19 protein-coding genes are annotated in these 24,964 nt (G+C 59.6%); 13 read left to right on the top strand and 6 right to left on the bottom strand.

Going from position 1 to position 24,964, the window contains the following annotated elements:
- Positions 1-271 precede the first annotated feature (271 nt).
- The 3 genes from QZ196_RS05240 to QZ196_RS05230 all read left to right on the top strand — a co-directional run bounded on the left by QZ196_RS05240 (position 272) and on the right by QZ196_RS05230 (position 3,971).
- Positions 272-1,069, top strand: a complete 798-nt coding sequence (locus QZ196_RS05240) for a B12-binding domain-containing protein (protein WP_296424631.1) — start codon at positions 272-274, stop codon at positions 1,067-1,069.
- Positions 1,070-1,104: 35 nt separating this feature from the next.
- Complete coding sequence (ppsR, locus tag QZ196_RS05235) at positions 1,105-2,532, top strand: transcriptional regulator PpsR (RefSeq protein WP_296424629.1); 1,428 nt, start codon at positions 1,105-1,107, stop codon at positions 2,530-2,532.
- A 116-nt stretch (positions 2,533-2,648) separates the two neighbouring features.
- Entirely contained in the window at positions 2,649-3,971 is a 1,323-nt protein-coding gene (locus tag QZ196_RS05230) for a UDP-glucose/GDP-mannose dehydrogenase family protein (RefSeq protein WP_296424627.1), read from the top strand.
- Between the two features lie 72 nt (positions 3,972-4,043).
- On the opposite strand, the gene QZ196_RS05225 is transcribed toward QZ196_RS05230, so the two are convergent.
- The 5 genes from QZ196_RS05225 to QZ196_RS05205 are packed head-to-tail and all read right to left on the bottom strand — an operon-like array spanning position 4,044 to position 9,445.
- Positions 4,044-5,744 (bottom strand): thiamine pyrophosphate-requiring protein, encoded by a 1,701-nt coding sequence (locus tag QZ196_RS05225; RefSeq protein WP_296424625.1) that lies wholly within the window; start codon positions 5,742-5,744, stop codon positions 4,044-4,046.
- 5 nt (positions 5,745-5,749) lie between these two features.
- Complete coding sequence (locus tag QZ196_RS05220; RefSeq protein WP_296424622.1) at positions 5,750-7,105, bottom strand: TRAP transporter large permease; 1,356 nt, start codon at positions 7,103-7,105, stop codon at positions 5,750-5,752.
- Between the two features lies 1 nt (position 7,106).
- On the bottom strand, positions 7,107-7,619 hold the full coding sequence (locus QZ196_RS05215) for a TRAP transporter small permease subunit (RefSeq protein WP_296424620.1): 513 nt from the start codon (positions 7,617-7,619) through the stop codon (positions 7,107-7,109).
- Entirely contained in the window at positions 7,620-8,663 is a 1,044-nt protein-coding gene (locus QZ196_RS05210) for a TRAP transporter substrate-binding protein (protein ID WP_296424618.1), read from the bottom strand.
- Between the two features lie 17 nt (positions 8,664-8,680).
- A complete protein-coding gene (locus QZ196_RS05205; RefSeq protein WP_296424616.1) occupies positions 8,681-9,445 on the bottom strand; it encodes a GntR family transcriptional regulator in 765 nt (254 codons plus the stop codon).
- A 197-nt stretch (positions 9,446-9,642) separates the two neighbouring features.
- Between QZ196_RS05205 and QZ196_RS05200 the strand changes: the two genes are divergently transcribed.
- The gene (locus QZ196_RS05200; RefSeq protein WP_296424614.1) at positions 9,643-10,827 is read left to right on the top strand and encodes a cytochrome P450; all 1,185 of its coding nucleotides are present in this window, start codon (positions 9,643-9,645) and stop codon (positions 10,825-10,827) included.
- A 1-nt stretch (position 10,828) separates the two neighbouring features.
- Here QZ196_RS05200 and QZ196_RS05195 read toward each other — a convergent pair whose 3' ends face one another.
- Positions 10,829-11,725 (bottom strand): AraC family transcriptional regulator, encoded by an 897-nt coding sequence (locus QZ196_RS05195; RefSeq protein WP_296424612.1) that lies wholly within the window; start codon positions 11,723-11,725, stop codon positions 10,829-10,831.
- A 142-nt stretch (positions 11,726-11,867) separates the two neighbouring features.
- On the opposite strand from QZ196_RS05195, the gene QZ196_RS05190 reads away from it, so the two are divergent.
- The 9 genes from QZ196_RS05190 to QZ196_RS05150 all read left to right on the top strand — a co-directional run bounded on the left by QZ196_RS05190 (position 11,868) and on the right by QZ196_RS05150 (position 24,776).
- Entirely contained in the window at positions 11,868-13,304 is a 1,437-nt protein-coding gene (locus QZ196_RS05190; protein WP_296424610.1) for an aldehyde dehydrogenase family protein, read from the top strand.
- A gap of 36 nt (positions 13,305-13,340) precedes the next feature.
- The gene (locus tag QZ196_RS05185) at positions 13,341-14,555 is read left to right on the top strand and encodes an amino acid ABC transporter substrate-binding protein (RefSeq protein ID WP_296424607.1); all 1,215 of its coding nucleotides are present in this window, start codon (positions 13,341-13,343) and stop codon (positions 14,553-14,555) included.
- Positions 14,556-14,628: 73 nt separating this feature from the next.
- Positions 14,629-15,495, top strand: coding sequence for a branched-chain amino acid ABC transporter permease (locus tag QZ196_RS05180; RefSeq protein WP_296424605.1), 867 nt, complete (start codon positions 14,629-14,631; stop codon positions 15,493-15,495).
- The gene (locus QZ196_RS05175) at positions 15,492-16,424 is read left to right on the top strand and encodes a branched-chain amino acid ABC transporter permease (RefSeq protein ID WP_296424602.1); all 933 of its coding nucleotides are present in this window, start codon (positions 15,492-15,494) and stop codon (positions 16,422-16,424) included. The genes QZ196_RS05180 and QZ196_RS05175 overlap by 4 nt, the downstream gene beginning before the upstream one ends.
- On the top strand, positions 16,424-17,158 hold the full coding sequence (locus tag QZ196_RS05170) for an ABC transporter ATP-binding protein (RefSeq protein ID WP_296424600.1): 735 nt from the start codon (positions 16,424-16,426) through the stop codon (positions 17,156-17,158). The genes QZ196_RS05175 and QZ196_RS05170 overlap by 1 nt, the downstream gene beginning before the upstream one ends.
- Positions 17,142-18,146 carry an ABC transporter ATP-binding protein gene (locus QZ196_RS05165; protein ID WP_296424598.1) on the top strand — a complete coding sequence of 335 codons (1,005 nt, stop codon included), beginning with the start codon at positions 17,142-17,144 and terminating at the stop codon, positions 18,144-18,146. Before QZ196_RS05170 ends, QZ196_RS05165 begins: the two co-directional genes overlap by 17 nt.
- 17 nt (positions 18,147-18,163) lie before the next feature.
- Complete coding sequence (locus QZ196_RS05160; RefSeq protein ID WP_296424596.1) at positions 18,164-19,639, top strand: aldehyde dehydrogenase family protein; 1,476 nt, start codon at positions 18,164-18,166, stop codon at positions 19,637-19,639.
- A 60-nt stretch (positions 19,640-19,699) separates the two neighbouring features.
- Entirely contained in the window at positions 19,700-21,205 is a 1,506-nt protein-coding gene (locus QZ196_RS05155) for a flotillin domain-containing protein (protein ID WP_296424593.1), read from the top strand.
- A 145-nt stretch (positions 21,206-21,350) separates the two neighbouring features.
- Positions 21,351-24,776 carry a PAS domain-containing protein gene (locus QZ196_RS05150; RefSeq protein ID WP_296424591.1) on the top strand — a complete coding sequence of 1,142 codons (3,426 nt, stop codon included), beginning with the start codon at positions 21,351-21,353 and terminating at the stop codon, positions 24,774-24,776.
- The last annotated feature ends 188 nt before the right edge of the window (positions 24,777-24,964 follow it).

Genomic DNA, 24,964 nt, shown 5'->3' with positions numbered 1-24,964 from the left:
CGCCCTCTGACAGTCGTGTGGGTTAAGACTAGGGGGCAATATAGGCATGTGTCAACTTTAACTTACACATTGGTGTGCGCTAAATCTGCCAGCGGCCAACAGGTCCAAATACGCAAAATTATGCTTATTTTACAGTGTACTAATGTAAAACTGGAGGCCTATGGCGATCAATGTGTCAATTTTCTTTGACATTTATTCTGTCGCAAAGGACAATGTGAGATATTGCTGCAATTGCAGCCCAAATACGCAGATTCAGCCAAAGGGTGCGTGGATGGCCGACCGCCGGAGCATAGAGGTCTGGGCGCAATTGGATGCGCCTATGTGCCAGATCGTCAGATCAGCAGCGCCAGTTGCCGTCGCATTGGCGGACGGTGCCCGGTGTCGTCTTGACCCTGACATCATGAAAAAGCTGCACGACGCAGCGCTCAGCGCGCAATCCGCGGCATGCGCGGTTGCCATTCGCGAGGCGGTGTCGGCCGGAACCTGCCCCGAGGATATTGCCGATTTCTATATTCCGGAACTTGCGCGGCGCATGGGCGACGCATGGTCCCGGGACGCGCTGGGATTTGCCAGCGTCACCATCGGCGTATCGCGCCTTCAGGCCATGCTGCGTGATCTCGGCCCAAGCTGGGCTGGTGACAGCTCTGCTGACGCAGGCGCACCGTCGATCATGTTGGTCGTGCCGCACGATGTGCATCACACGCTGGGCGCAATGGTTCTTGCGGGGCAATTGCGCCGCAAAGGATTTTCGGTGCGGGTCGTGTTGGGAGCCAACCCCGAAGATGTGACCTGCCGGATGCAGCGGACCAAATTTCATGCGGTATTCATATCCGCCGCGCCTTGCGAAACGTGGGAAGCACTGCGGCGGCTGGTTGGTGTTGTGAAGACGGCAACAGATCAATCACCTCCGGTCGTTATTGGCGGGTCGCTGCTCGCCGTCGAAACTGACCAGAGCATTATCGCGTTTACGGGCGCCGACTATGCGACTACACAATCAGCCGAGGCCATACGACTTTGTGGTCTGGGAACACATTCGCGTGATGACGCGACTATGATGCGCAGGGCTTAAATAGTGGGAACGGGACCATCTGGGGCACCCTTGCGATGACGTCGCGCGGGACGAAATATTGGAATAGCGGCGCTATTCCCCTTATCGCACCCGAGATTCTGGGCGATATCATTTCTGAGGTGGCCGACCTTAGCATCGTCATTTCGGATAGCGGGACCGTTTTGTCGGTTCTTGCCAACCCCGCCCACGAGACGTTTCGCAAGCTGGAGCATTGGGAAAACAAGGATATCCGCAGCGCGCTGACAATTGAAAGCGTCCCAAAGTTTGAAAGCAGGCTGGCCGCATTTTTGTCCGGTCAAGCCAGTGTCCGCCCCGTCGAGCTGAACCATTCCGATGAAGTCGGATGCTGGGAATTCCCTGTGCGCTATAGCTTCCACCGCATCGGGCCAGATGGCGCGATCCTGTTGCTGGGGCGCGACCTGCGCCCCATCGCTGAGATGCAGCAGCAATTGGTCAAAGCGCAATTGGCGCTTGAACGCGACTATGAAATGCAGCGTGAATATGACACGCGGTTTCGGGTTCTGATGGAAAGCACATCCGAGGCGGTCATGTTCGTGTCGGTCCAAACCGGTGAAATAACAGAAGCGAATCCAGCGGCGGTATCCTTGCTTGACCAGCCGCGCGAAAGCCTTGTCGGCCACCCATTTGCGAGCTGCTTTGACGGGCGAAGGCGTGGTGATCTGGTTGATGGCCTCGCGGCACAGGCGATTTGCGCCAAAAACAGTGCTACAAAAAGTGAACTCCGCGGCAGCGGTCATGCTGTGAATATCATGCCGACCTTGTTTCGGGCGGCGGGTGAACGGATATTGCTGTGTCGGCTTGCGCGCACGGGCGACAGTGATGCAAAACCCGATGATCTCACACGCACCACGCATGATTTCTACCTCAGCAGCCCTGATGCGATTGTCTTTGCGTCGGACGCCGGCGATCTTTTGTCGGCCAATGATTCGTTCCTTGAATTGATTGATATTGCGCATGACATTAACCTGCGCGGGCGTAATCTTGCGGACTATCTGCAGCGCGGTAGCATCGACCTGAAGGTGATGATCGACAACGCAACCCGCGCCGGGCGGATGCGCATGTACGCCACCAAGATCGCTGGCGAATATGGCAGCCCACGTGCGGTTGAAATATCGGTGACAAAGCTTCATGCGGGTCTTCACGCGGTTTTTGCCTTTGTGATGCGCGATGCCAGCCATGCCGATGCCAGCCGCACGACGGTTAGCCCGACAAGCGACGAAAACATGCGTTCTGTTGTCGAACTTGTCGGCAGTGCAACGCTAAAGGACATTGTCGCCGAAACGACCGATGTGGTCGAAAAAATGTGTATCGAAACGGCGGTCAAGCTGACGATGAACAACCGTGTCGCCGCAGCCGAGATGCTGGGCCTTTCGCGGCAGTCGCTTTATGTCAAATTGCGCAAGTTTGACCTGCTTAGTCGTGATGGTGGTGACAATAGCTAGGCAATGCCGGGCGCGCCCCTGCCGCATCTTGGCCGGATGCAAACGTAATTCTGACCCCCTTTGCCTGACCGGTCCAACATGGCACAAGGCTTGGGTATCATAGCCAAGGAAATATCATGAAAATCGCGGTTATCGGAACTGGATATGTCGGGCTTGTGTCGGGGGTATGTTTTGCTGATTTTGGCCACGATATCGTTTGCGTGGACAAGGATCAGCGCAAGATTGATATGCTCGAACGCGGCGATATCCCGATTTTTGAGCCGGGCCTTGATGAGCTTCTGGCCCGTAACACGGCCGCGGGGCGTCTGACCTTTACCCGTGATCTGCCGACTGCCATCGCTGGGGCCGAGGCTGTTTTTATAGCGGTTGGGACGCCGACCCGCCGTGGTGATGGCCACGCGGACGTGTCTTATGTGCTTGCTGCGGCGCAAGAAATCGCGCGGGCGGCCACTGACTATGTTGTCGTCGTTACGAAATCAACCGTTCCCGTCGGCACCAATCGCAAGGTGGCCGAGGTGATCAAAGCGGCCAATCCAAATTTGGACTTTGACGTGGCATCCAACCCGGAATTCCTGCGCGAAGGTGCTGCCATTGATGATTTCATGCGCCCGGACCGCATTATTGTCGGTGTTCAAACCGACCGCGCGGCGGCTGTGATGGCAGCCATCTACCGCCCGCTTTTCTTGCGTGATTTTCCCATCGTCAGGACCGATCTCGAAAGCGCAGAAATGATCAAATACGCCGCCAACGCATTTCTGGCGACCAAGGTCACCTTTATCAACGAAATCGCCTCCCTGTGCGAACGGACCGGCGCGGATGTCAAAGAGGTGGCAAAGGGTATTGGCTATGACGGTCGGATCGGGAACAAGTTTCTGCACGCAGGCCCGGGTTTTGGCGGGTCCTGTTTTCCCAAAGATACCAAGGCTTTGGCCCGTATCGGGCAAGAGCATGGCGTGCCCATGCGGATCGTGGAAACCGTGATCGAGGTGAATGAGCAAATCAAACGGCGGATGATTGAAAAGCTGCGTGATCTTTGCGACGACAGCTTTGCCGGCAAGACGGTGGCGGTTCTGGGTGCCACATTCAAACCCAATACCGACGACATGCGCGAATCCCCGGCGCTGACGATTGTGCCTGCATTGCTTGGCGGCGGCGCGACTGTGCGGGTAACGGACCCGCATGGCAAAGCCGAGGGCGAGGCGCTATTGCCGGGTGTGACGTGGGTTGCAAATGCATATGACGCGGCGGAGGGGGCGGATTTGTTGGTTCTGCTGACGGCGTGGAATGAATTCCGTGCGCTTGATCTGACGCGTTTGGCAGGCAGTATGCGAACGCCGCTGATGGCTGACTTGCGCAATATTTATTCGCCTGACGACGTGCTGAAAGCCGGGTTCAAGGCCTATGCGTCCATCGGGCGGGCGCAGCGGTCGGCCAGCTGAACCGCCGGGCGGGTCGCGGTAAATTAACTGCAAGACCGCGTACAGACCCTGTACATCCAGCGTACGTACACATCAGTCCGGCAAAATTCGGGCTTCGATCAGGGCCACCCGCCCCGCCGTGGTCTGCGCAAGGGCGTCGGTCAATGCGGTGATCAGGCCGGTTTCGTCGGATACGCAAACCGCCCAGGCGCGGCTTGCCTGCGCTGTCTTGGTAAAGTCCGGGGACGGGGCAAGATCGGTCAGTGGCATGGTATTGGCCCGCGCCGCGCTGCCGTTTGGATACATCCCTTTGACAGATTGCCGGACGGCCCCCCATTCGGCATTGTTCAGCACGATAATCACGATGGCGAGACCCAGGGCCTCGGCGATTTGGTGGCAGGCGGTCGGGTTGGCGAACATATACGACCCGTCGCCCATGGTGGCGATGATGGTGCGGTCGGGGCTGGCAAGTTTGGCCCCCATCGCGGCGGGAAACGACCAGCCCAAGCCGCCGGAATGTGGTTCCTGAAACCATGATTGGTGGTCTTGGCGCGGCAATGGGCCAAGCATCGTCCCCAGTTCCGAAAAGACTGTCGAGGGCGTCCCGGCAAGCGCCGATCCCAGCAGTTGGCTGACCCGCGCCTTGGTCAGGGCACCGTCAGGCCGGGGTGCGGTCAGGTGGTCCATATCGGCGCAATAGCGGTCGTGCAGTGCGCGGACGCTTTGGTGTCGCCGGGCAGCAAGGCCGGGGTCGGTGCCGTGCTGATCGGTGGCCTGCATCAGGCGGCCAAGCGTCACGTCCGTTTCGCCCGCAATCGCCAGATCACACCGAAAGCCGCGCGTCGGCGTCCGGCTGAATAATGGATCGGGGCCGATGTGGATGACCTTGGCGTCGGGGTGCAGTTTGTGTTTATCGGGCCACCATGGGGCCAGACAATCCAGAACGATCACGACATCTGCATCGGCCATTGCGGCACCGGGGTCCTGTCCGATGTGGCAGGGATGGTCGGTGGCAAGCGCCAGATGCGTCGCCCACCAGCTGCTGACCGCAATGCCGTGGCGCGCGACGAAATCACCAAAGGCGGCAAAGGTCCGTGCGTTGCCCGCGCCGCGCTGGGCGATGATCAGCGGGCGCTTGGCGTCGGCCAGCAGGTTCGCCGCAGCCGTGATGGCGTTTTCGTCCGGGGCGATTGCGACCGGCGCAAGCATGGGTGCGGCACCAAGGGTGCCGGCGGGGACTTCTTCGCACAGCACTTCGCGGGGCAGGTTCAGGTAGACCGGACCTTTGGGTGTCGAATTGGCGATGGCAAATCCGCGGTCCAGCATGGGCGCGATCTGTTCGGGGAACCGCAGTTCATAATCCCATTTGCACGCTTCACGGACCAGCGCGGTCTGGTCACGCATTTCCTGACCCCAGCCGATAGGCACGGTGCGGGCGCCAAAGCGGTCCTGTTCCGTCGCCGGTGTGCGCCCGGACATCAGCAGCATCGGCACATGGTCGCAGGCCGCGTTCAATGCGCCGATGGCCCCGTTGGCCAGCCCGACGTTGGTGTGCAGCAAAACCGCCTGCGCACGGCCCGACATCAGGTAGTAACCATGCGCCATCCCCATGGCGGCATGTTCATGGGGGACGACAACCGCCTGCGGCAGGGGATGATCGGTCTGGGCGGCTTGGGCCAGTCCTTCGATGATGGGGGGGAAATCCGTGCCGGAGTTGACGAAAACATAGTCGATACCCAGCGCTTGGAGGCGGGGGAAGATCGCCCCGCCTGCCGTGACTTTTTCAGGTCCCATGGCGGTCATCCTGCCAGCAGCCGGGGCAGCCAAAGCGCCATCATCGGAAAGCTGAGCAGCAAGCCGACCCGCACAAGTTCGGCCATGAAGAACGGCATCACGCCCTTGAAGGTTTCGATCATCGGGGTGTCCTTGGCCAGCGCCGAGATGACAAAGACGTTCATCCCCACAGGGGGCGTGATCAGCCCCAGTTCCACCACGATGAGCGCCAGGATGCCAAACCAGATTTTCAGGTCTTCGGTGCTCATCCCGAAGCCGGCACCTTCGGCGCCTTGGTAGATGCCGCCGTTCAGATCAATCAGCACCGGCCAGAAAAACGGGATCACCAGCAGGATCATTGACAGGCTGTCCATCAGGCAGCCCAAGAGGATCAGGGCGATCAGCAGTAGGACCATGACCGTCATCGGCGCGTAACCGGAGGCAAGGATCCATTCCGCCGTTGCCTGTGGCAGGCTAAGCCGGGACATCAGGATTTTCATCAGTTCGGCACCGAGCAGGATCAGGTAGATCATGCCGGTGGTGCCGGCGGTTTCCTTAATGCTGTCAATCAGTTCGGGCCATTTGATCGTGCGGCGGGCTGCGCCATAGGCCCAGACCATCGCCACGCCGATGGATGCGGCGGGCGTTGGGTTGTAAAACCCCGCGTAGATACCGCCCAGCACCACGCCAAAGATCAGCACGACCGGGATCACGCCAAGCGTGGCAGCGCGGAATTTGGCGCGGTCGGTGGCTTCGCCTCGCGGGCCTGCTTGGGGCCAGATCATCACGTAGATTGCGATTGTCAGCACGAATAGCAGCACCGCCAGCAGGCCGGGCAGCAGGGCGGCGGCAAACATGGTGACGATATTCGCCTCGACGATAATGGCGTAGATGATCAGCACGACGGACGGCGGGATCAGGATGCCCAGCACGCCGCCCGCGGCCAGCGTTCCCGTCGCCAGCGCACCGGAATAGTTGTAGCGTTTCAGCTCTGGCAGGGCGACCCGGCCCATTGTCGATGCGGTCGCCAGTGACGACCCGCAGACAGCGCCGAAACCCGCACAGGCCGCAATCGCGGCCATCGCCGTGCCGCCGCGCATCCAGCCCAGCCATGCGTTCGCGGCGCGGAAAAGCGCCGTACTGAGGCCCGCGCGTGACGAAAGTGCGCCCATCAAGATGAACATCGGTACGACGGACAGGTCGTAGATCGAGAACTGCCCATAGGCCAGGGTCTTCATCTGGTTCAACAAGATGCCGGGACCATTGAGCAGGGCAATGCCGCCGCCGCCGACGAGTATCATCGCATAGCCGATGGGAATCCGCGCGGCGATCAGCGCGATAAGAACGGCAAAGGCGATCAGGCCTAAGGTGACCGGGTCCATATTATGGGATTTCCTTTAGGGCTTGCGCATTGTCTGACAGCGATACAAGTGCGGCCAATGCAAGCAGCGCAAGAGAAACGAGGATAGGGACAAACGCGGTCCAGATCGGGAATTGCAGGATCGTTGTGGTGTAGCCGTAGTCGCGTTGGTTTTGCAGCCCGCCAAACATCCGCCACAGCAGCAAGACCGCAAAGCCCAGCGCGATCATGGCGGTGATCAGTTTCAGCCAAAGCACCGTCCGCGCCGGGGCGCGCTGCGTAAAGATATCAGCCGTCACGTTCGTGTCGTTGATCTGGCAGTAGGGCAGGAACGCAAACACGGCGACGGCAACGCCGACCTGGGTCATTTCGAAATCACCCGGAAACGGTTTCCAGACGATCCCGCCGATGACCGAGGCGACGTTCATCGCCACGACCAGCAGCAAGACAAAGCCACCAAGGATGGCCCATGCCGTGATCAGTTGTGCCGCCGCACTGGACCATCCAGTGCGGCGCATGGTTGTCACATCGGACACTTACATGTCGCCTGCGTTTGCCGCGATCAGCGCGCGGGCCTTTTCGACAAGCGCCGCGCCGTCAATGCCGCTGGCGCTGACTTCAGCGATCCAACGGTCAACCACCGGCGCCATCGCATCGCGGAAGACCTGGGTTTCTTCGTCGGTCAGGATGACGTGGGTGTTGCCGGCTTCAACGGCCATGTTGATCCCGAAATCATCGGTCGCGCGCCAGACTTCGCCGACCTGCCCCCACCAGTCGCGACCAGATGCGTCGCGGAACGCTTTTTGGATGTCTTCAGGCAGCCCGTTCCAGCGGTCGCCGTTCATGGACACCTGGAAAGTCGTGGTGCCGAACCGCTCTTCTTCGAAGCCTTCGATCTGGTACTGGGTCTGGTCCTGAATGGCCAGCGGCGGGATGATTTCGAACGGGATCATGGCCCCATCGACGACACCTTTTTGCAGCGATGGCGGCAGTTCGGGCACGGGCATGGCGACGGGCGATGCGCCCAGCGCCTCGATCACCCATGCGCCGGTGCGCGTCGGGATGCGCAGTTTGGTCCCTGCCAGATCGGCGGGGCTGCGGACTTCGATGTCTTTCATATGCAGGGCCTGACCGGCATGGACGTGCAGGAACATTACCTCAAGCCCCTGATATTCCTGACGCAAGTCGCTTTCGAACATGTCAAAAAGCGCAAGGTTGGCGGCGACCGGATCGTTCTTGAACACGGTCGGCAGTTCCATCACCTCTGTGCGGGGGAACAGACCGGGGGTATAGCCGTTCACGGTCCAGACCAGATCGACCACGCCATCGCGGGCCTGCTGGATCAGTTCGGGCGGACGGCCCCCCAAGGTCATCGCCGGAAAGATTTCGATCTTGACGCGCCCACCGGAATTTTCCTCGACTGCGGCGGCCCAAGGTTCCAGCATCTGTGTCTGTGCCGGTGCTTTTGCGCCCAGCAGATGGTGCAGGCGGAACGTGTAGTCCTGTGCCTGTGCAAATGTCGCCGAAAAGGTCAGCGCGGCGGCGGATAGAAGCGCCAGTTTGCGTTTAGAGATTTTCATGTTTTCCTCCCAAGGGTTTATGAAAGTCTGTTGGTATTCGATCCGACATCGTTCTGGACAAGGGTCAGGCCGGGGATCTGTGCGATCACCCGTTGTTCCGAGCCAAGAAAAAAGTCGAGATTTCGGTGCGCCAGACGCGCGTGTTCGCGGGCCAATGCCTCTGCGCGGGCACCTTCGCGGGCGCAGATCGCGTCAAGGATCGCCTTGTGCTGGTCCTGCGCGATGTAAAGTGACCGCAGCGTTTGGGGGGCCATGGATTGGCCGTGCAAAAACGCGCTGGGGCTGGCCATGGGCCGTTTGTTCACCCGCTTGAGTTCGGCAAGCATCACCGGGCTGTCGCACAGCGTGGCCAGTTTTGCATGCAATTTTTCATTCAGGGTCACGTAGCGGTCAAAGTCGATCGTATCGGCGGTATGACCCAGCACCAGATCAATGTCGGCGATAATCGCCTCGCAGGTGTGCTGTTGATCAAGGCTGATTCCGCGTTCGGCGGCCAGACGGAAAACGCTGCCTTCCAGCAGGCCACGCAATTCAATCCAATCGCGCACATCCCGACGGGTCAGGCTGCAGACACGGCAACCGCCGGTCGGGACGCGCTCTAACAGGCCCTGATCGACCAATTCGCGCATCGCTTCGCGCAGGGGTGTGCGCGAAATGCCAAGTTCGTCGGCAAGCGCGACTTCGGACACGCGATCACCTTTGACAAGGTCACCGACAAGAATCCGCTCTCTGAGACCCATCAGGGCGCGTTGAAAGCTTTTTTTCTTTTCGATCTCGGCCAAGTCGGTTCCCCGTGTTTTGGAAATTTGTATACAGTTATTTTTGCATGTCACCCATTTTCCTGTCCAATGCGGGTTATCAGGCAAAATGCGGTGTGAAATGTTCTTGATCAACGTGGCGTCCGGCGTAATTGTCGACAAAATGATGCCGCTGTGGTTTATCCGATCCCGGTGGCCGACCAACAATGGGGATATTTGCGATGACTGACACTGCACTTGCACCGCTTGATACGGCGATCACGATTGATCAGCTGGTGATGGACCCCTATCCGATCTACCGGCGCCTGCGGGCGCAAAGCCCGGTGTTGCGGGTGCAATCGGTTGGCCGGACTTTGCTGACCAAAGCCGAAGATACGAAGGCTGTCAAAGACAATCCGGTGCTGTTCAGTTCGAATGACCGCAACACGCCGATGAAGCGCGCGTTTCTGGCCCACACTCTGATGCGCAAGGACGGCGAAGAGCACCTTCGCGAACGCAATGCGATGGCCCCTGCATTCAGTGCCAAGACGATCCAGACCGAATGGATTCCGCGCTACCGCGAGATTGCGAGCGCCTATCTGGACCGTCTGCCGAAAGGCGAGGTGGTGGATTTGTTCAGCGCACTGGCGGCCCCCTATGCGTCGCGTGGGCTGGCCGTATTGTTGGGAACCGAAGCCGCGACAGATGCCCAGATGGCGGACTGGTCGCAGGCGTTGATTGATGGGGCCGGGAATTTCGGCTGGCTCCCAGAGCCGTTCGCGCAGTCGGACAGGGCTAACGCCGAAATGGATGCGCTGTTTGACAAATTGCAGGACCGGCACCGGGCGGAACCTAACAGCAGCGCGCTTTCTGTCATGCTGAACGCGGATGACCCGATCCCGATGTCGCAGATATTTGCCAATATCAAGATCGCCATCGGTGGCGGGATTAACGAACCGCGCGATGCGCTGTGTACCGTTTTGTACGGCCTGCTGACCAATCCCGACCAATTGGAACAGGTGAAGGCCCGAGAGGACTGGAGCAAGGCGTTTGAAGAAGGCGTGCGCTGGGTCGCGCCGATTCAGGCGTCATCGCGGCTGGTCACGGAAGACACTGAAATTCGTGGGCATCTGATCCCCAAGGGCGATACGGTGATGACCATTCAAGCCTCGGCCAACCGCGATGAGGACCTGTTCGACAATGGCGAGGATTTTATCGTGTACCGCGACAAGAACCCCCATCAGGCCTTTGGGAATGGCCCGCATTTCTGTCAGGGCACCCATGTTGCCCGGCGTGCGGTGGGCGTTGTGATGCTGCCGATGCTGTTTGAGCGGTTCCCGAATATGCGGTTGGCCAATGCCGAAGATGTAAAATGGCGTGGTTTCGGCTTCCGGGGGCCGATCAACCTGCCGGTCGTCTTGGCGTGACCTAGGGCCAGTCGGCAAAGCTTTGGCTTTGGGTTGGGGCGTTGATTTGCCTTTGCAGTGATTTGCGATAGCGGGCCGGAGGCGCGCCGGTGGCGGTCCGGAAGGCCCGGCTGAAATGGGCGGCGGTCTTGAACCCCAGATCATGCGCAATCTGGTCGATTGATTTGCTGGACCGTTCCAATAACAACTGCGCTTCGTAGATCAGGCGTTGCTGGACAAGGACACTGGGCGCCCGGTCCAGCGCCCTTGTGCAGATGTCATGCAGCCGGTCGGGTGTGATGTGCATGGCGTCTGCATATTGGCTGACGGTCCAGCGGTTGCGGAAATGCGTTTCGATCAACTGGCGAAACGCTGGCAAAATCCAGTGCTGACGCCGTGCGGGTCGGGGCCCTTTGGTGTCACGCAAGCTTTGCCGCCAAAGCCGGATCAGGATCATGCGCACCTGCACTTCGACCACGATTTCCGTGCCGGGGCCGTTTTCGGTGATTTCGTCCACGATGGTTTCAAAGCACTGGATCAGGCGGGCAAAATCGGTGTCGGTTTCGGTCAGGCGCACGATGTGGGGCCGGTGTGACAGATCGCGCAGGTCGGTGGATTCGGGTTTGTGGCCGATGGCGTTTGCCAGCGTGACTTCGGTCAGGAGCAGGTGAAAGCAGTTTGACCCGGCCCGCCCGATCAATCGCATCCCCGCAGACCACGGCAGCCACGCGATGGCGGGCCCGTCGATGACCAGATCGTTCTGGTCCGGGGTCCGCGCGATCACGCGCCCCGACACGACCAGCACCGCCCGCCAACATTGCCGGTCAAAGCGGACCAGCCCGCCCAAAAAGCGGTCACGGATATCGCAGACCACATGTTCGGCATGCAGATCGAAGGTCAGTGATGTTGGCGCTAACACCTGAATCATCCGTCAACGATACCAGATATCGGCAAAAATGAACCAAATAATGGTGTTTTTTTTGCGAAAATTCCGGGGATAGTGGGGGGGCGGAGGAAATACCGGCGGCTTCGCTTGAGTCGCATGTCTTGGGAGGGACACGGTGCAGGAGGCAAGTCTTGTCATCAATGGGGAACGGTATGCGGCGGCCAGCGGGCTGACGTTTGACCGGCGTGATCCGTTCAGCGATGCGGTGGTGTCGCGGGCGCCTGCGGCCTGCGCGGCCGAGGCATTGAAGGCCGTGAACGCCGCCGCCGCTGCATTTGGCGATTGGTCTGCGACCCCCGGCCACGCGCGGGCGGCGCTGCTGCTGAAGGCGGCGGATGCGCTGGGCGACCGCGAGGATGCGTTCTTTGATCATATGGCCGGTGAAGTTGGCGCATCGCGTGACTGGGTGCGGTTTAACCTGAAACTGGCGCAGGGGATTTTGCGGCAAGCTGCGGAATTGCCCGCCTTGATGCAGGACGAGCGTGTGCAGAACGCCGCTGCGGGCACCCAGTCGATTATCCGCCATCAACCGGCGGGCGTGATTGTGGGGTTCGCCCCCTGGAACGCGCCGCTGACGCTGGGCTTTCGGGCGATTGCGGCACCGCTGGCCTGTGGCAATACGGTTGTGCTGAAAGGGTCGGAACTGTGCGCGCGCACGCATCAGCTGGTGGTTGAGCTGCTTAATGATGTGGGGTTGCCTGCGGGTGTCGCGAACTACGTCACCCATGCCCCGGCGCAGGCCACCGAGATCGCAGAGGCGATGATCGGTCATCCCGCTGTGCGCCGGGTGAATTTCACGGGATCAACACGGGTGGGCCGCGAGATTGCGCGGATGGCGGCGCAAAGTCTCAAGCCGTGCCTGTTGGAACTGAGCGGCAAGGCGCCGCTGATCGTGCTGGAGGATGCGGATCTGGATGCGGCGGCCGAGGCGGCGGCGTTTGGGGCGTTTTTCAATCAGGGTCAGATTTGCATGTCCACCGAGCGGGTGATCGTCGTCGACAGCATCGCGGATGCGTTTGTGGCCAAGCTGGGCGCGCGTGCGCGTGCGATGAGCGCGGGAAACCCGCGTGACGACCGCGCGCAACTGGGTCCGTTGATCAGTGCCGAAGCGGCGCTGCGGTTGGGCGGTTTGATCGAAGATGCGGTGACGCGCGGGGCGCAGGTGGTTGCAGGTGGCTCTGCTGATCGGGCGGTGATGCAGCCCACGGTGGTGGACCATGTGACATCGGCGATGCGGCTTTATCATGACGAATGTTTTGGCCCGATTGCCGCCGTGATGCGCGTGGCAGACGAGGACGAGGCGGTTTCGATCGCCAATGAGACCGAATTTGGTTTGTCGGCGGCGGTGTTCAGCCGCGACGTGGACCGCGCGCTTGGGGTGGCGGGGCGGATTGACAGCGGCATGTGCCATATCAATGGCCCCACCGTTTACGACGACCCCAACATGCCGTTCGGGGGCACAAAGGCATCAGGCTATGGCCGTTTCGGCGGACCGGGCGCCATTCGTGAATTCACGGAAACGCGCTGGATCGCGATTCACGATCCCGTGTGACGTGTTGACCGGAAAATCATCAGTGGAGGAGATAAAATGAAACGCAGGACCCTTATGAAACTCACGGCGGCAACCAGCCTTGCCCTGTCGATGATGCATGGCCCGGCATTTGCCGACGCCCATGTGGACCCCATTGTGATTGGGGCCGTGGCGCCCAAGACCGGCCCGCTGGCGGGGGGGTCCACAGTCAGCCATTGGCCGAACATCGCGCTTTGGGCGGGTCAGATCAACGCGCGCGGCGGTCTGAATGTGGGTGGCACGATGCACCCGGTCGAGATTATCGAATATGACGATCAGACCAATCCCGGCGAGACGATCAAAGCCGTGCAGCGTCTGGCGACGCAGGACGAGGCGGACTTTATCCTTGCGCCTTATGGCACCGGTCTGAACATCGCGGCGGCGCCGATTTTTGCGCGCTATGGCTATCCGCAGATCACATCCACCGCGATCACCGATCAGGTGGCCGAACTGTCCGCGCAATTCCCCAACATGTTCTTTACGCTGGGCGGGTCAAAGGGGCTGGCCGAGGGTGCGGTTGAGGTGCTGGTGAACCTGCGCGATGCGGGCGACATCGGCAGCAAAGTGGCGATGGTCAATGTCGCCGACGCTTTTGGCATCGAACTGGCCGCAGCGGCCCGTCCCGCGCTGGAGGCTGCCGGGTTCGATATTGTCTATGACAGCTCTTATCCACTGGGCACCCAAGACCTGTCGCCTGTCGTCAAAGGTGCCGCGAACGCGGGCCCGGATGCGTTTCTGGCGTGGTCATACCCCGGTGACACCTTTGCCCTGACCGAGCTTTCACAGATCGAGGGCATGGACGTCAAAGTGTTCTACACCGCGGTCGGCGCATCATTCCCCGCCTATTACGGTCGCTTTGGCGCGGCGGCTGAAAATATCATCGGTGCCGGTGGTGTGAATGCCGACAGTCAGGCCTTTCAGGACTACCGTGCGGCCCATATGGCCGCGACCGGTGCCGAGCCTGACTACTGGGCGAGCGCAATGATGTATTCGTCGTTGCAGGTGCTTGAGCAGGCGATTGAAGGTGCGGGCACGATAGATCGCGCGGTCGTGTCGCAATACATCAAAGACAATGCGTTCGAAACGGTCGTCGGTACGATTGATTTCGATGCGCAGAACAACAACGCCTCTTTCTGGACCGTTGGCCAGTGGCAGGACGGTGTGTTTCGGGGTGTCGCATCCACCGGGCGCGAAGGCGCTGTGGATGTCAAGATCAAGACCGGCTGGGAATAAGTCCCGCAGCACGACGTGATCCCGGCGTGTCATGCGCCGGGGTCAAACACCGTGAACCTACGGAAAGACCCGGATGGATATTTTGATCACCGGCCTGTTGTTGGGGGGGACGTATGCCCTGATCGCGATTGGCCTGAACCTGCAATACGGCGTCGCCCGTATCATGAACCTTGCCAATGGCGAGATGTTGGTGATCGGTGGCTTCAGCGCGTTCTGGGCGCATACCAATATCGGGTTGAGCCCGCTGTTGACCGTGTTCATTCTGGCCCCCGTCGCCTTTGGGCTGAACTGGCTGATCTATCGAGTGATGATGGTGCCGCTGGTCAAACGCGCCAAGACGCGCGGGCAGTTGGAGGTGGACAGTATCCTTGCGACCTTTGGTCTGTCCTTTGTGCTGGTCGGGCTGATGCTCGCGGTCTTTGGGGGCGATTATTTCAACTATTCCTATCTGGCGGTCCCGATCAGGATCGTCGGGGATACCTATGCGCTGAACCGGGTCATGGCGTTTGTCATGGCGGTGATCATCTGCGGTCTGATCTATTTGTGGCTGAACCGCACACGGGCAGGCATGTCGATCCGCGCGATTGCGACCGCCCCCGATGCGGCGCGGCTGGTGGGTATTGACGTGCGCAGGCTGTCGGCGCTGACGTTTGCGCTGGGCGGTGCGGTGACGGCGGTGGGCGGGGCCTATATTTCGACGTTTCTGACGCTGGATGCCTCCACGGGTGTGGTTTTCACGCTGAAGGCGCTGATCATCGTGATTATGGGTGGCGTCGGTGATGTGCGCGGCACGATTGTGGCTGCGCTGCTGCTGGGGGTGCTGGAAAGCTTTGTCGCCGCGCTGATTGATCCCGGTCTGACGCTGGCTGCCGCCTATGCGATGTTTATCACCATTTTGTTGTTCCGCCCGCAGGGCCTTTTTGGGCGCAAACCGACATGACCCTGCCAGATTGGAAAACGGTGGGCGGCGCGGCTGTTCTGTTCGGACTTGCGGCGCTGCTCCCCTATAGTGGCAGCGGGTATTATCTGGGCCTTGGCATCACCATTGCGATGTTCGCGGTGCTGGCGACCAGTTGGGCGCTGTTTTCGGGCCCAACGCATTATATCTCGCTTGCCACTGCTGCGTTCTTTGGGGTCGGGACCTATGTCACCGGGCTGGGGTTCGAGGCGCTGCCGTATTGGACCTTGCCGTTGATTGCCGGTGTCGCAGGTGCGGTGCTGGCGGGGTTGGTCGGGCTGGCGACGTTGCGCCTGTCGGGTGTCTATTTCGTGATCTTTACGCTGGGTCTGGCCGAACTGGTGCGCCAGATCATCACGTGGAGCCAGAACCGCAGCGGCCAAAAGGGCCTTTATGTGCTGACAGATATGACCGAGGCGGGGATTTACTGGCAGTTGCTGGGGCTGGCGGCGGCCGTATTCCTGGCGGGCTGGCTGATTGCCCGGTCGCGGCTTGGTTTCGCGCTGCGCATCATTGGCGACGATGAAACCGTGGCGGCCCATTCAGGCATCAACACGGCTCTGGCCAAAGTTCTGCTGTTCATGGTGTCGGGTGGTGTTGCGGCCATGGTGGGCGCAATTCTGGCGCCACGCTTTGTTTATATCGAACCCTCGCTCGCATTTGCGCCGATCCTGTCGTTCCAAGTGGTCATCATGGCCTTGCTTGGCGGCACGGGGCGATTGTGGGGCCCGCTGGTGGGCGTGATCCCATTCACCTTCCTTCTGGAAGCGATCGCGTCCAACTTTCCCAACCAGACAACGCTGGCGCTTGGTGTTGCGTTTCTGGTCATTGTCTATCTTCTGCCGCGCGGCTTCGTGGGGCTGATCGAAGACGCCAAGGCCCGGATGCGCCGGACGGAAGGGGCTTTATGATGCAGAATACGGTTCTGTCTTTGCGGGGCGTGACCAAGCGGTTCGGGGGACTTGTGGCCGTCAATGCGATGGATTTCAACGTGACCGAGGGCGAAGTCATGGGTTTGATCGGGCCGAACGGGTCGGGTAAATCCACGACGCTGAACCTGATTTCCGGGGCGTTGCCCGCGACCGCTGGTGCCATTTCCCTGCGCGGCACCGATATCACCACGATGGCCGCCAAGGATATCACCCGCCGGGGGATTTCGCGGACGTTCCAATTGGTGCGGCTGCTGCCGTCAATGGATGTGCTTGAAAACGTCATGGCCGGTGCGGTTTTCGGTCACAAGCGGCATTGGGGAGCCGAGGCGCGCACCTATGCCATGGGGCTGATCGACCGCGTTGGTCTGGGCGGTAAGGCGCACGCACGGGTCGGGCAACTGACCTATATTGATACTAAGCGGGTGGAATTGGCGCGCACGCTTGCGTCCGATCCCAAGCTGTTGTTGCTGGATGAATGGTTGGCGGGGCTGAACCCGACCGAGCTGGAAACCGGGATCGACCTGATCAAATCGCTGCGCGACGAAGGGCGCACGATCATTCTGGTGGAACATGTCATGGATGCGATCCGGTCGCTGTGCGACACCTGTGTGGTCATGTCGTCGGGCACCAAGATTGCCGAAGGGCCGCCTGCGGCCGTGTTGACCGACCCCGAAGTAATCCGCGCGTATCTGGGGGATGACGACGATGCTTGAGGTGCGCAACCTATCTGTCAGCTATGGCCAGCACCGCGCGCTGGACAATGCTGCGATCCGGCTGGACCGCGGCGAGATCGTGGTAATCCTTGGCGCCAACGGGGCGGGAAAATCGACACTGCTCAAGGCGATCAGCGGGATTTGCGAAGGCAAGGTCGTGGGCGACGTGATGCTGGGCGGCACGGACCTGACCCAACTGTCCGCCGACCGGATTGTCGAGGAAGGCATCGCGCTGGTCCCCGAAGGGCGCGGCGTGTTTGGCGAATTGACCGTCCGCGAGAACCTGACGCTGGGCGCGTACAGCCGCCGCGCCCGTGACGAAGAGGCCGCCAATCTGGAACGGGTCTATCGGTTGTTCCCCAAACTGATGGAACGCGGCGGGCAGGTGGTCCGCACGATGTCGGGTGGTGAACAGCAGATGGTGGCGATTGGCCGCGCGATGATGTCCAACCCGCAGGTCTTGACGCTGGATGAACCGTCGTTGGGCCTGTCGCCGCTCTTGTGCAAAGAGCTGTTTGCGAACCTGAAGCTGGTCCGGAATCTGGGCATCGGCATCTTGCTGGTGGAACAAAACGCCAGGCAGAGCCTTGCGATTGCGGACCGGGGGTATTTGCTGGAAAATGCCCATATCATCCACGAGGACAGCGCGGCCAGTCTGCGCAACGATCCGGCGGTCAAGGCCGCCTATCTGGGCGCGGGTACGCAGCCGGTCAAAGTGGCGATTGCGGCCAGTATGGCGCCAAAATTCGAAGTGCGGCCCAGGTCGCAACAGACCCGGTCTGCCGATGCGGTGCTGGGGCGGTCGGTGGCTGATTTGGTGGCACAGGCCGCAAGCCGCGATGCACAGGCGGTCGCACAACGCCGGGGGCATGTCGCCGATGCGACGCTGCCGGACATGGCCGCGCATGGTGATCGGTTGACCGCCGCCCTGCGCGAAATTGAAAACGCTGCCGTGCGTGCGCGGCGCAAAACATCACAGCTGAAATAGCAAGAAGGACAGGACCAATGTTGGACAAAGCGACAGGCATCCAAGCAATCAAAGGCATGTATATCGGCGGTGAGTGGATTCCATCGACACGGACATTCGCCGATATAAACCCGTCAACCGGGGCTGTTTACGCGCAGGTCCCCGATGGTGGCCGCGCCGAGGCCCGCGCCGCGATCGACGCCGCGCATGCCGCGTTTCCCGCCTGGTCGGAGCTGATGTTTCAGGAGCGTGCGCATCTGATGCTGAAATGCGCCGACATCTGGGAAAAGCGCGCGCCCGATTTCGTAGCCGCCGCCCAAGCCGAAGGCGGCGGTTGGTTCGGCAAAGGCATGTTCGAGGCGGGCTATGTCGCCGAGGTGTTTCGCGCGGCGGCGGGCGTGCTTTATGGTGCCATCGGCGAGGTGCTGCCGTCAGAGCACGGCAAGATTTCCACCGCCACACGGTTCCCAATGGGTGTCGTTGCGGTGATTTCGCCTTGGAACATGCCCGGCATTCTGACCAGCCGGGGCTTTGCGTTTCCGATGGCTGCGGGCAATACCATCGTTCTGAAACCATCCGAGGATACGCCCTATGCGGGCGGGCTTTTCTTTGCGGAAATTCTGGAAGAAGCTGGCGTGCCCAAAGGTGTGTTCAACGTCGTGACCTGCGCCCGCGAGAACGTGCAGGACATGGGTGATGAACTGATCGAGAACCCCAAGGTCAAGGGGATTTCGTTCACCGGGTCCACCCCTGTCGGACGCCAGATCGCCGCAAAGGCGGGCGCCCACCTGAAGAAGTGTTGCGTGGAACTGGGCGGCAAGGACAGCCTGATCGTGTTGGAAGACGCCGACATGGAGCGCGCGACATCTTCCGCCAGCTTTGGCGCCTTCATGCATCAGGGCCAGATTTGTATGAGCGTTGAAAAGATCCTTGTCCACGAAAGTATTTACGATGAATTCATGGAGAAATTCGTGGCGCGTGCCGCCAAGCTCAAGACCGGCGATACGGCGGACAAGGGCAATGTGATCGGCCCGCTGATTAACGAACGGCAGGTGGACCGGGTGCGGAGCCAGATCGAGGATGCCTTGGCCAAGGGGGCGACGGCCGTTTTGGGCGGCAAAGTCTGGGATCGTTTCGTGGAGCCCACGATCCTGACCAACGTCACCGCCGATATGGATGTCTGGCGCGATGAAACCTTTGGCCCTGTGGCGGTCGTGGTGCCGTTCAAGACCGATGAAGAGGCGATCGCACTGAACAATGACACCGAATATGGCCTGTCTGCCGGGATCATCACCGCAGACGAGCATCGCGCGCTTGATATGTCCCGCAAGCTGGAAACCGGCATGTGCCACGTCAATTGTTCGTCGATCAACGATGAACCGCATGTGCCCTTCGGCGGATCAAAAGCGTCTGGTCTTGGGCGTCATGGCGGCAAGTGGTCGCTTGAGACATTCACGGAAACCCGCTGGATTACGCTGGACCGGGGGCATCGCCCTTATCCGCCGGTATTTTAAGCCAGTTCGTATGAAAATAGGGGCCACCTGTGCCCCACCCAACCGAAAGGAGCTTGTCAGATGGCGACCGCACTGACCTGGATCATTCTTGTTGTTATCGCCGCTGCGATCCTTATCGGCGTCGCGGCGTGGCTGTTTGAACGCGCCACAAACGAGGTCGCGCTGGTGCGCACAGGCGTCGGTGGGCGCAAGGTGGTCATTGACGGCGGCACCCTTGCCATCCCCTATTTCCACGAGATCAGCCGTGTGAACATGCAGACGATCCGCATGGATGTGCGCCGGTCCGGTGACAGTTCCTTGATCACCAAGGACCGGATGCGCGTGGATGTGGGGGCGGAGTTCTATGCGTCGGTCATACCCGAGGCCGGCGCGATCACCCGCGCCGCACAGACATTGGGCAAACGTGTCTTTCAGGCCGATCAGTTGAAAAGCCTGATTGACGGGATGATGATTGACGCGCTGCGCAGTGTGGCGGCGCAGATGACCATGGACGAATTGCACGAAAACCGCGCGCGGTTCGTGGCAGAGGTCGGCACGGCGTTGCAGGACACGCTGCTGCGCTATGGTTTGCATCTGGATTCCGTGTCGTTGACCGAACTGGACCAGACGCCGTTCAGCGCGCTGGATGAAAACAACGCCTTCAATGCCGTTGGCATGCGGAAATTAGCCGAGGTTATCGCGGCGTCCAAGAAAGAGCGCGCCGAAATCCAGGGCGACAGTGATGTCAGCGTGCGCCGGGCCGCGATGGAGGCAAATCGCCGCAAGATGGAGATTGATCTTGAAGAACGCCGCGCGGAAATTGCGCAGCGTCAGGAGCTGGAAACGCTGATGGCGGCGCAGTTGTCCGAAGTTGCCGCGCGCAAAGCAGACAGTGAGCGCAGCGTCGCGGCATCGCGGATCAAGATGGAGCAGGACATTCAGTCGGCAGAAATCGCCCGCGAAATCGCAGTGGCCGCCCAAAGCGAGAGCCAGAGCGCGGCGACTGCCAAGGCCAATATGGCCAAAGCCGCTGCCGTTGAGGCCGAAGAGGCGATCAGTACGGCCCGCCAAATGGCCGGCGCTGAGCGGGTAAAGGCATTAGCCTTGCTGCTGGCCCGGCAAGAGGCCGAAGCGGCCGCAACGCGCGCCGAGATCACGGCGCGTTCGGCCAAGGCAACCGCCAAGGACAAGGCAGAGGCGGTGGGGATCGAGGCACAAGCCAACAAGCTGGCGAAATTGGCCGAAGCGGATGCGATACGCGCGCGGATCGAGGCGGAGAACACGCGCTCTGACGCGATGATCGCGATGGAGCTGGAAAAGGCCCGCATTCTGGCGCAGCCCGACATCATTGCGCAGATGGTCAAGCCCGCCGAAAAGATCAATGCCATCAATATCCACCAACTCAGCGGCGCAGGCCTGTCGGCGCAACGGACGGATGGGTCGGCCGCGCAGGCGCCGTTGAATCAGGCGCTTGACGCGATCATGGGGATGGCTGTGCAAATGCCCGCCCTGCAAAAGATCGGCGATGCCATCGGGATTGATGTGCAAAAATCGCTGGCGCCGAAACCTGCCGAGCCACAAGAATAGTGCGACATTGAAAGCGCTGACAGGGCGGTACGCTGGCCTGTCAGATTTTATATATTTCGCGATACCAGCTTAAATGATCATCAAGTAAATTGCACGAAAGTCCCTCCAAGTACACAGGCATTTGCTGGACCAAAGGGGGGAAGACATGGCCAATGGCCACCAAATATTGCCCTTTGGCCCATATTTGCGGGACTCAGCCTATCCGACATGGCTTGCGACCGTGGCTGGTGAATTGCTGTGCAGCAACCTTGCCTTTGAAAATTTGATGGGCCTCGAGACGCAGTTGGGCGAGTTTGACGACCTGCAAATTGCCGTGGTGCAGACTGATGGTGCGCTGGACGATCTGCGCCGAAGGTTTTTGGAAAACCCTGCGCCAAACAGAAATATCACACTGTGTTTTCAGGGCAAGGCGGGGCTGGAACACAGGTGCGATTGCATCTGTCGGGCGGTCATGTCCAACGGGCAGTTGGTCGGGATATTCGGTCGCATACGTATTCAGGATAGTCCGCGCGCGCTGGGCGCGCTCGACGAAAATCTGCCGGACGAGCAGATGCGACATCATCGCAACATCCTGCAGATGGTGACCGAAACGGCTGGTGTCGCCGCATGGTATTCAGACCCCGACACCGGGCAAATGTTTGCGACAGACAACTATTTTGAGATGCTGGGTTATCGGCCGGGTGCGATCGCGCTTGATTCCACTTGGGTGCGTGCGCAAATCCATCCCGATGACCTGCCGGAGGCGACGCGCCAGATTGAAGACATGATTGCGGGCAAGCGCGATGTGTACCGCGTTGATTATCGCCTGCGCTGCAAGGATGGAGCGTGGAAGTGGTGCCAAGCGACCGGGTTTCTGAAGCCATTGGATCATTTGACATCTTCGCCAATCATCTATGGCAGCGTGATGGATATTTCTGTCCGCAAAGCGGATGAGGAACGTCTGGAGAACGCGCTGCGCGAGTCCGAGGCGACCAAAGCGCTGATCGCATACAAAGAGGAAACACACCGCGTCGCAACGCAAAGTGGTGGAATCGCCCCTTGGCATATAGATCCGATCACCCGGGACGCCTGGTGGAGCGACGCATTTTATGCGCTTCTGGGCTATGATCATGATGAATTGGCTGGCACCTCTGCCGCTTTTCGCGCGCTTATTCATCCCGATGATGCATCTGTCGCGGTCACATCCATGAATGAACTGATCGCAGGGGACGCAGATGTATATCACACCGATTTCCGCCTGAAGACGAGGGATGGCAGTTGGGTTTGGTGCGAATCGACGGCGCGCCTTGTCTCGCGCGAGGCGATTGGGCTTCATCCGCTGATCTGCGGGAGTATGCGAAACATTACAACGCGCAAGGCGTTCGAACAACAACTTGAAGCTGCATTGCATGAGGCCGAACAGGCGCGCGACGATGCATTGGCCGCACGGGTTTTGGCACAGGGTAACGAAGACATGCTACGTGCGTCAGCCGTGAGCGGTGCAATCGGCCCTTGGAACGTCTGTCCGGCAACGGGTGACTGCTGGATGATGGACGTGACCTATCGCATGTTCGGATACCGACCCGGCGAATTTGTACCAGATGACATCGGCTGGCGCAGCCTGTTTCACCCCGATGATTTGGCTGGGGGTGTCGCGGCCATGGAAGACCTGGTGTGTGACCGCGCAGAGGTTTACGACTATGCACATCGGCTGCGCCACAAGGATGGCACCTATCATTGGTATCGCGGAATCGCCCGCAAGATTGACAGGTCGGCGCAGGATCTGCCTTTTCTGATCGCAGGTGCAACGACGCCGATTGGCCACCTCAAGGAGAATGAGGCGCGGTTGGCCGAGGCCGCAGCGGCCGCAAATCAGATCAGTGATCGCCTTACCTCGATCGCTGACAACGCGCCTGCCGGGCTATATGAATTTCGCTGGCACCCAAACAGCGAACCGGATTTCCCTTATACAAGCGCATGTTTCGGTGATCTTTTGGGCTACACCCGCGATGAGATAGAAACCTTGAAGGTGGGTATTTTTGCACGCGTGCATCCCGATGATCTTGCTGAGCTTATGGCGTCCATGCAAGCATCTACGTCCTCATTGACGCAGTGGAATCACAGGTTTCGCTGGGAACATCCGACACGGGGGCTGATTTGGCTCGCAGGCTCCGCGACCCCAAAACGGCACATCGACGGAACCGTGATTTCGGCAGGCGCGATCTATGACGTGACCAACGATGTCCATCGCGAGGCAGAGTTGCGGCAGGCGCACCATGAAGCCGAGCAAATGCGCGCGGAAAATGAAAAACAGGCGCTGCATGACGTATTGACCAGGCTTCCGAACCGCCGCTACTTTGATCAGCACCTCGAGGATCGGCTGGCGGCCGCAAAATTGGGCGAGGGGCCGAAAGATTGCGTGCTTATTCGCGTTGATGTGGACCGTTTCAAATACGTGAATGACACAATGGGCCATGAGGCCGGCGATCAGGTTCTGATCAGGATTGCCGACATTTTCCGCGAAAGCGTGCGTGGCAGCGATTTCAGCGCGCGTGTCGGTGGCGATGAGTTCTCGATTGTTCTGTCACCCGGCAGCTTGGACAGGCAGGCAAAGTGTCTTGTCGATCGTATTCAGGCGTTGATGGCGATCCCGCTGACATTCAACGGGCGGCAATGCCATTTACACGCAAGTTTTGGGGTGGCCTATGTCGCGGATATTACCGCCCCGGGCATTGAAATTCAGTCATTTGCGGATACGGCTCTTTATCGTGCCAAAGAAAAAGGCCGTAATCGGATGGAGTTTTTCACATCCGATATGCACCGCGATTTCATTGATGGTCAGTCATTGGCAAGCGAATTACATGATGCCCTGAAAAACAAGGAATTCGTGCCATTTTTCCAGCCGCAGATATCAGCCAAAGATGGCAGCGTCATCGGGGTCGAAACTTTGGTGCGCTGGCAGCACCCTAAAAAGGGTCTATTGACGCCGAATAAGTTTCTAAAGACAGCGGAGCAATTGAAAGTTGTTGCGGATATCGACCGTATGATGGTCGAAAAATCGACGGAATCGCTCGCCCGGCTTCGGAAAAAGGGCGTCTTTGTGCCAAAGATCAGCTTCAATGTCAGTTCGGGCAGAATGCAGGATCCTGAAATCATAGCCGAGGCGCAACAGATTTCAAAAGGCGAGACACGGGTGACATTTGAACTGATCGAATCCATTTTGGTCGAAGAGGAAAGCGTCGAATTCAAAAGACACCTGTCGCGTATTCGCGATGCCGGCATCGACATTGAGATTGATGATTTCGGGTCAGGACATGCATCAATTATCGGCCTGATGGAAGTTCTGCCCACCGCGTTGAAAATTGATCAGCGCATTGTCTCGCACGTTGCAGAAAAAGAGGCGTCGGCAAAATTGGTGAAAGCGATCATTCAAATTGCAGGTGCTCTTGGCATTCGCATCGTCGCAGAGGGTGTCGAAATGCAGGCGCAGGCTGATACCTTGCGCAAGCTGGGATGCGATGTGTTTCAGGGTCATCTGTTCGCAAAGCCGCTAAGCGAGGCGGATCTTGAGATTTTTCTGAAATCTGGTTGAGCCTGCAATCGTCGATTCTTTGATCAAAGCGGCGGTCATGCGGTGCTGTCTGACGATAGCAAAATTTGGACCGCTCCGCTTCACTGCAAAATGGCGTGCCGGGAACGCGACGTATGTCGGCGGCATATCAGGAACGCCGGCACGGGCAATTGTGGGGTTTGATGGTTTGTTCGGGGCTGTTCAGAGGG

This window comes from Yoonia sp., assembly GCF_017854565.1.
Classification (GTDB): domain Bacteria; phylum Pseudomonadota; class Alphaproteobacteria; order Rhodobacterales; family Rhodobacteraceae; genus Yoonia.
The sequence above is the reverse complement of the archived record's forward strand: the minus strand, read 5'-3'. Positions and strand labels throughout refer to the sequence as shown.

What these genes read in the sequence shown, in the direction of transcription:
- QZ196_RS05240 (WP_296424631.1), top strand. Translation starts at nt 272, where the DNA reads ATGGCCGACCGCCGGAGCATAGAGGTCTGGGCGCAATTGGATGCGCCT.
- ppsR (WP_296424629.1), top strand. Translation starts at nt 1,105, where the DNA reads ATGACGTCGCGCGGGACGAAATATTGGAATAGCGGCGCTATTCCCCTT.
- QZ196_RS05230 (WP_296424627.1), top strand. Translation starts at nt 2,649, where the DNA reads ATGAAAATCGCGGTTATCGGAACTGGATATGTCGGGCTTGTGTCGGGG.
- QZ196_RS05225 (WP_296424625.1), bottom strand. Translation starts at nt 5,744, where the DNA reads ATGGGACCTGAAAAAGTCACGGCAGGCGGGGCGATCTTCCCCCGCCTC.
- QZ196_RS05220 (WP_296424622.1), bottom strand. Translation starts at nt 7,105, where the DNA reads ATGGACCCGGTCACCTTAGGCCTGATCGCCTTTGCCGTTCTTATCGCG.
- QZ196_RS05210 (WP_296424618.1), bottom strand. Translation starts at nt 8,663, where the DNA reads ATGAAAATCTCTAAACGCAAACTGGCGCTTCTATCCGCCGCCGCGCTG.
- QZ196_RS05200 (WP_296424614.1), top strand. Translation starts at nt 9,643, where the DNA reads ATGACTGACACTGCACTTGCACCGCTTGATACGGCGATCACGATTGAT.
- QZ196_RS05185 (WP_296424607.1), top strand. Translation starts at nt 13,341, where the DNA reads ATGAAACGCAGGACCCTTATGAAACTCACGGCGGCAACCAGCCTTGCC.
- QZ196_RS05180 (WP_296424605.1), top strand. Translation starts at nt 14,629, where the DNA reads ATGGATATTTTGATCACCGGCCTGTTGTTGGGGGGGACGTATGCCCTG.
- QZ196_RS05175 (WP_296424602.1), top strand. Translation starts at nt 15,492, where the DNA reads ATGACCCTGCCAGATTGGAAAACGGTGGGCGGCGCGGCTGTTCTGTTC.
- QZ196_RS05170 (WP_296424600.1), top strand. Translation starts at nt 16,424, where the DNA reads ATGCAGAATACGGTTCTGTCTTTGCGGGGCGTGACCAAGCGGTTCGGG.
- QZ196_RS05165 (WP_296424598.1), top strand. Translation starts at nt 17,142, where the DNA reads ATGACGACGATGCTTGAGGTGCGCAACCTATCTGTCAGCTATGGCCAG.
- QZ196_RS05160 (WP_296424596.1), top strand. Translation starts at nt 18,164, where the DNA reads ATGTTGGACAAAGCGACAGGCATCCAAGCAATCAAAGGCATGTATATC.
- QZ196_RS05155 (WP_296424593.1), top strand. Translation starts at nt 19,700, where the DNA reads ATGGCGACCGCACTGACCTGGATCATTCTTGTTGTTATCGCCGCTGCG.
- QZ196_RS05150 (WP_296424591.1), top strand. Translation starts at nt 21,351, where the DNA reads ATGGCCAATGGCCACCAAATATTGCCCTTTGGCCCATATTTGCGGGAC.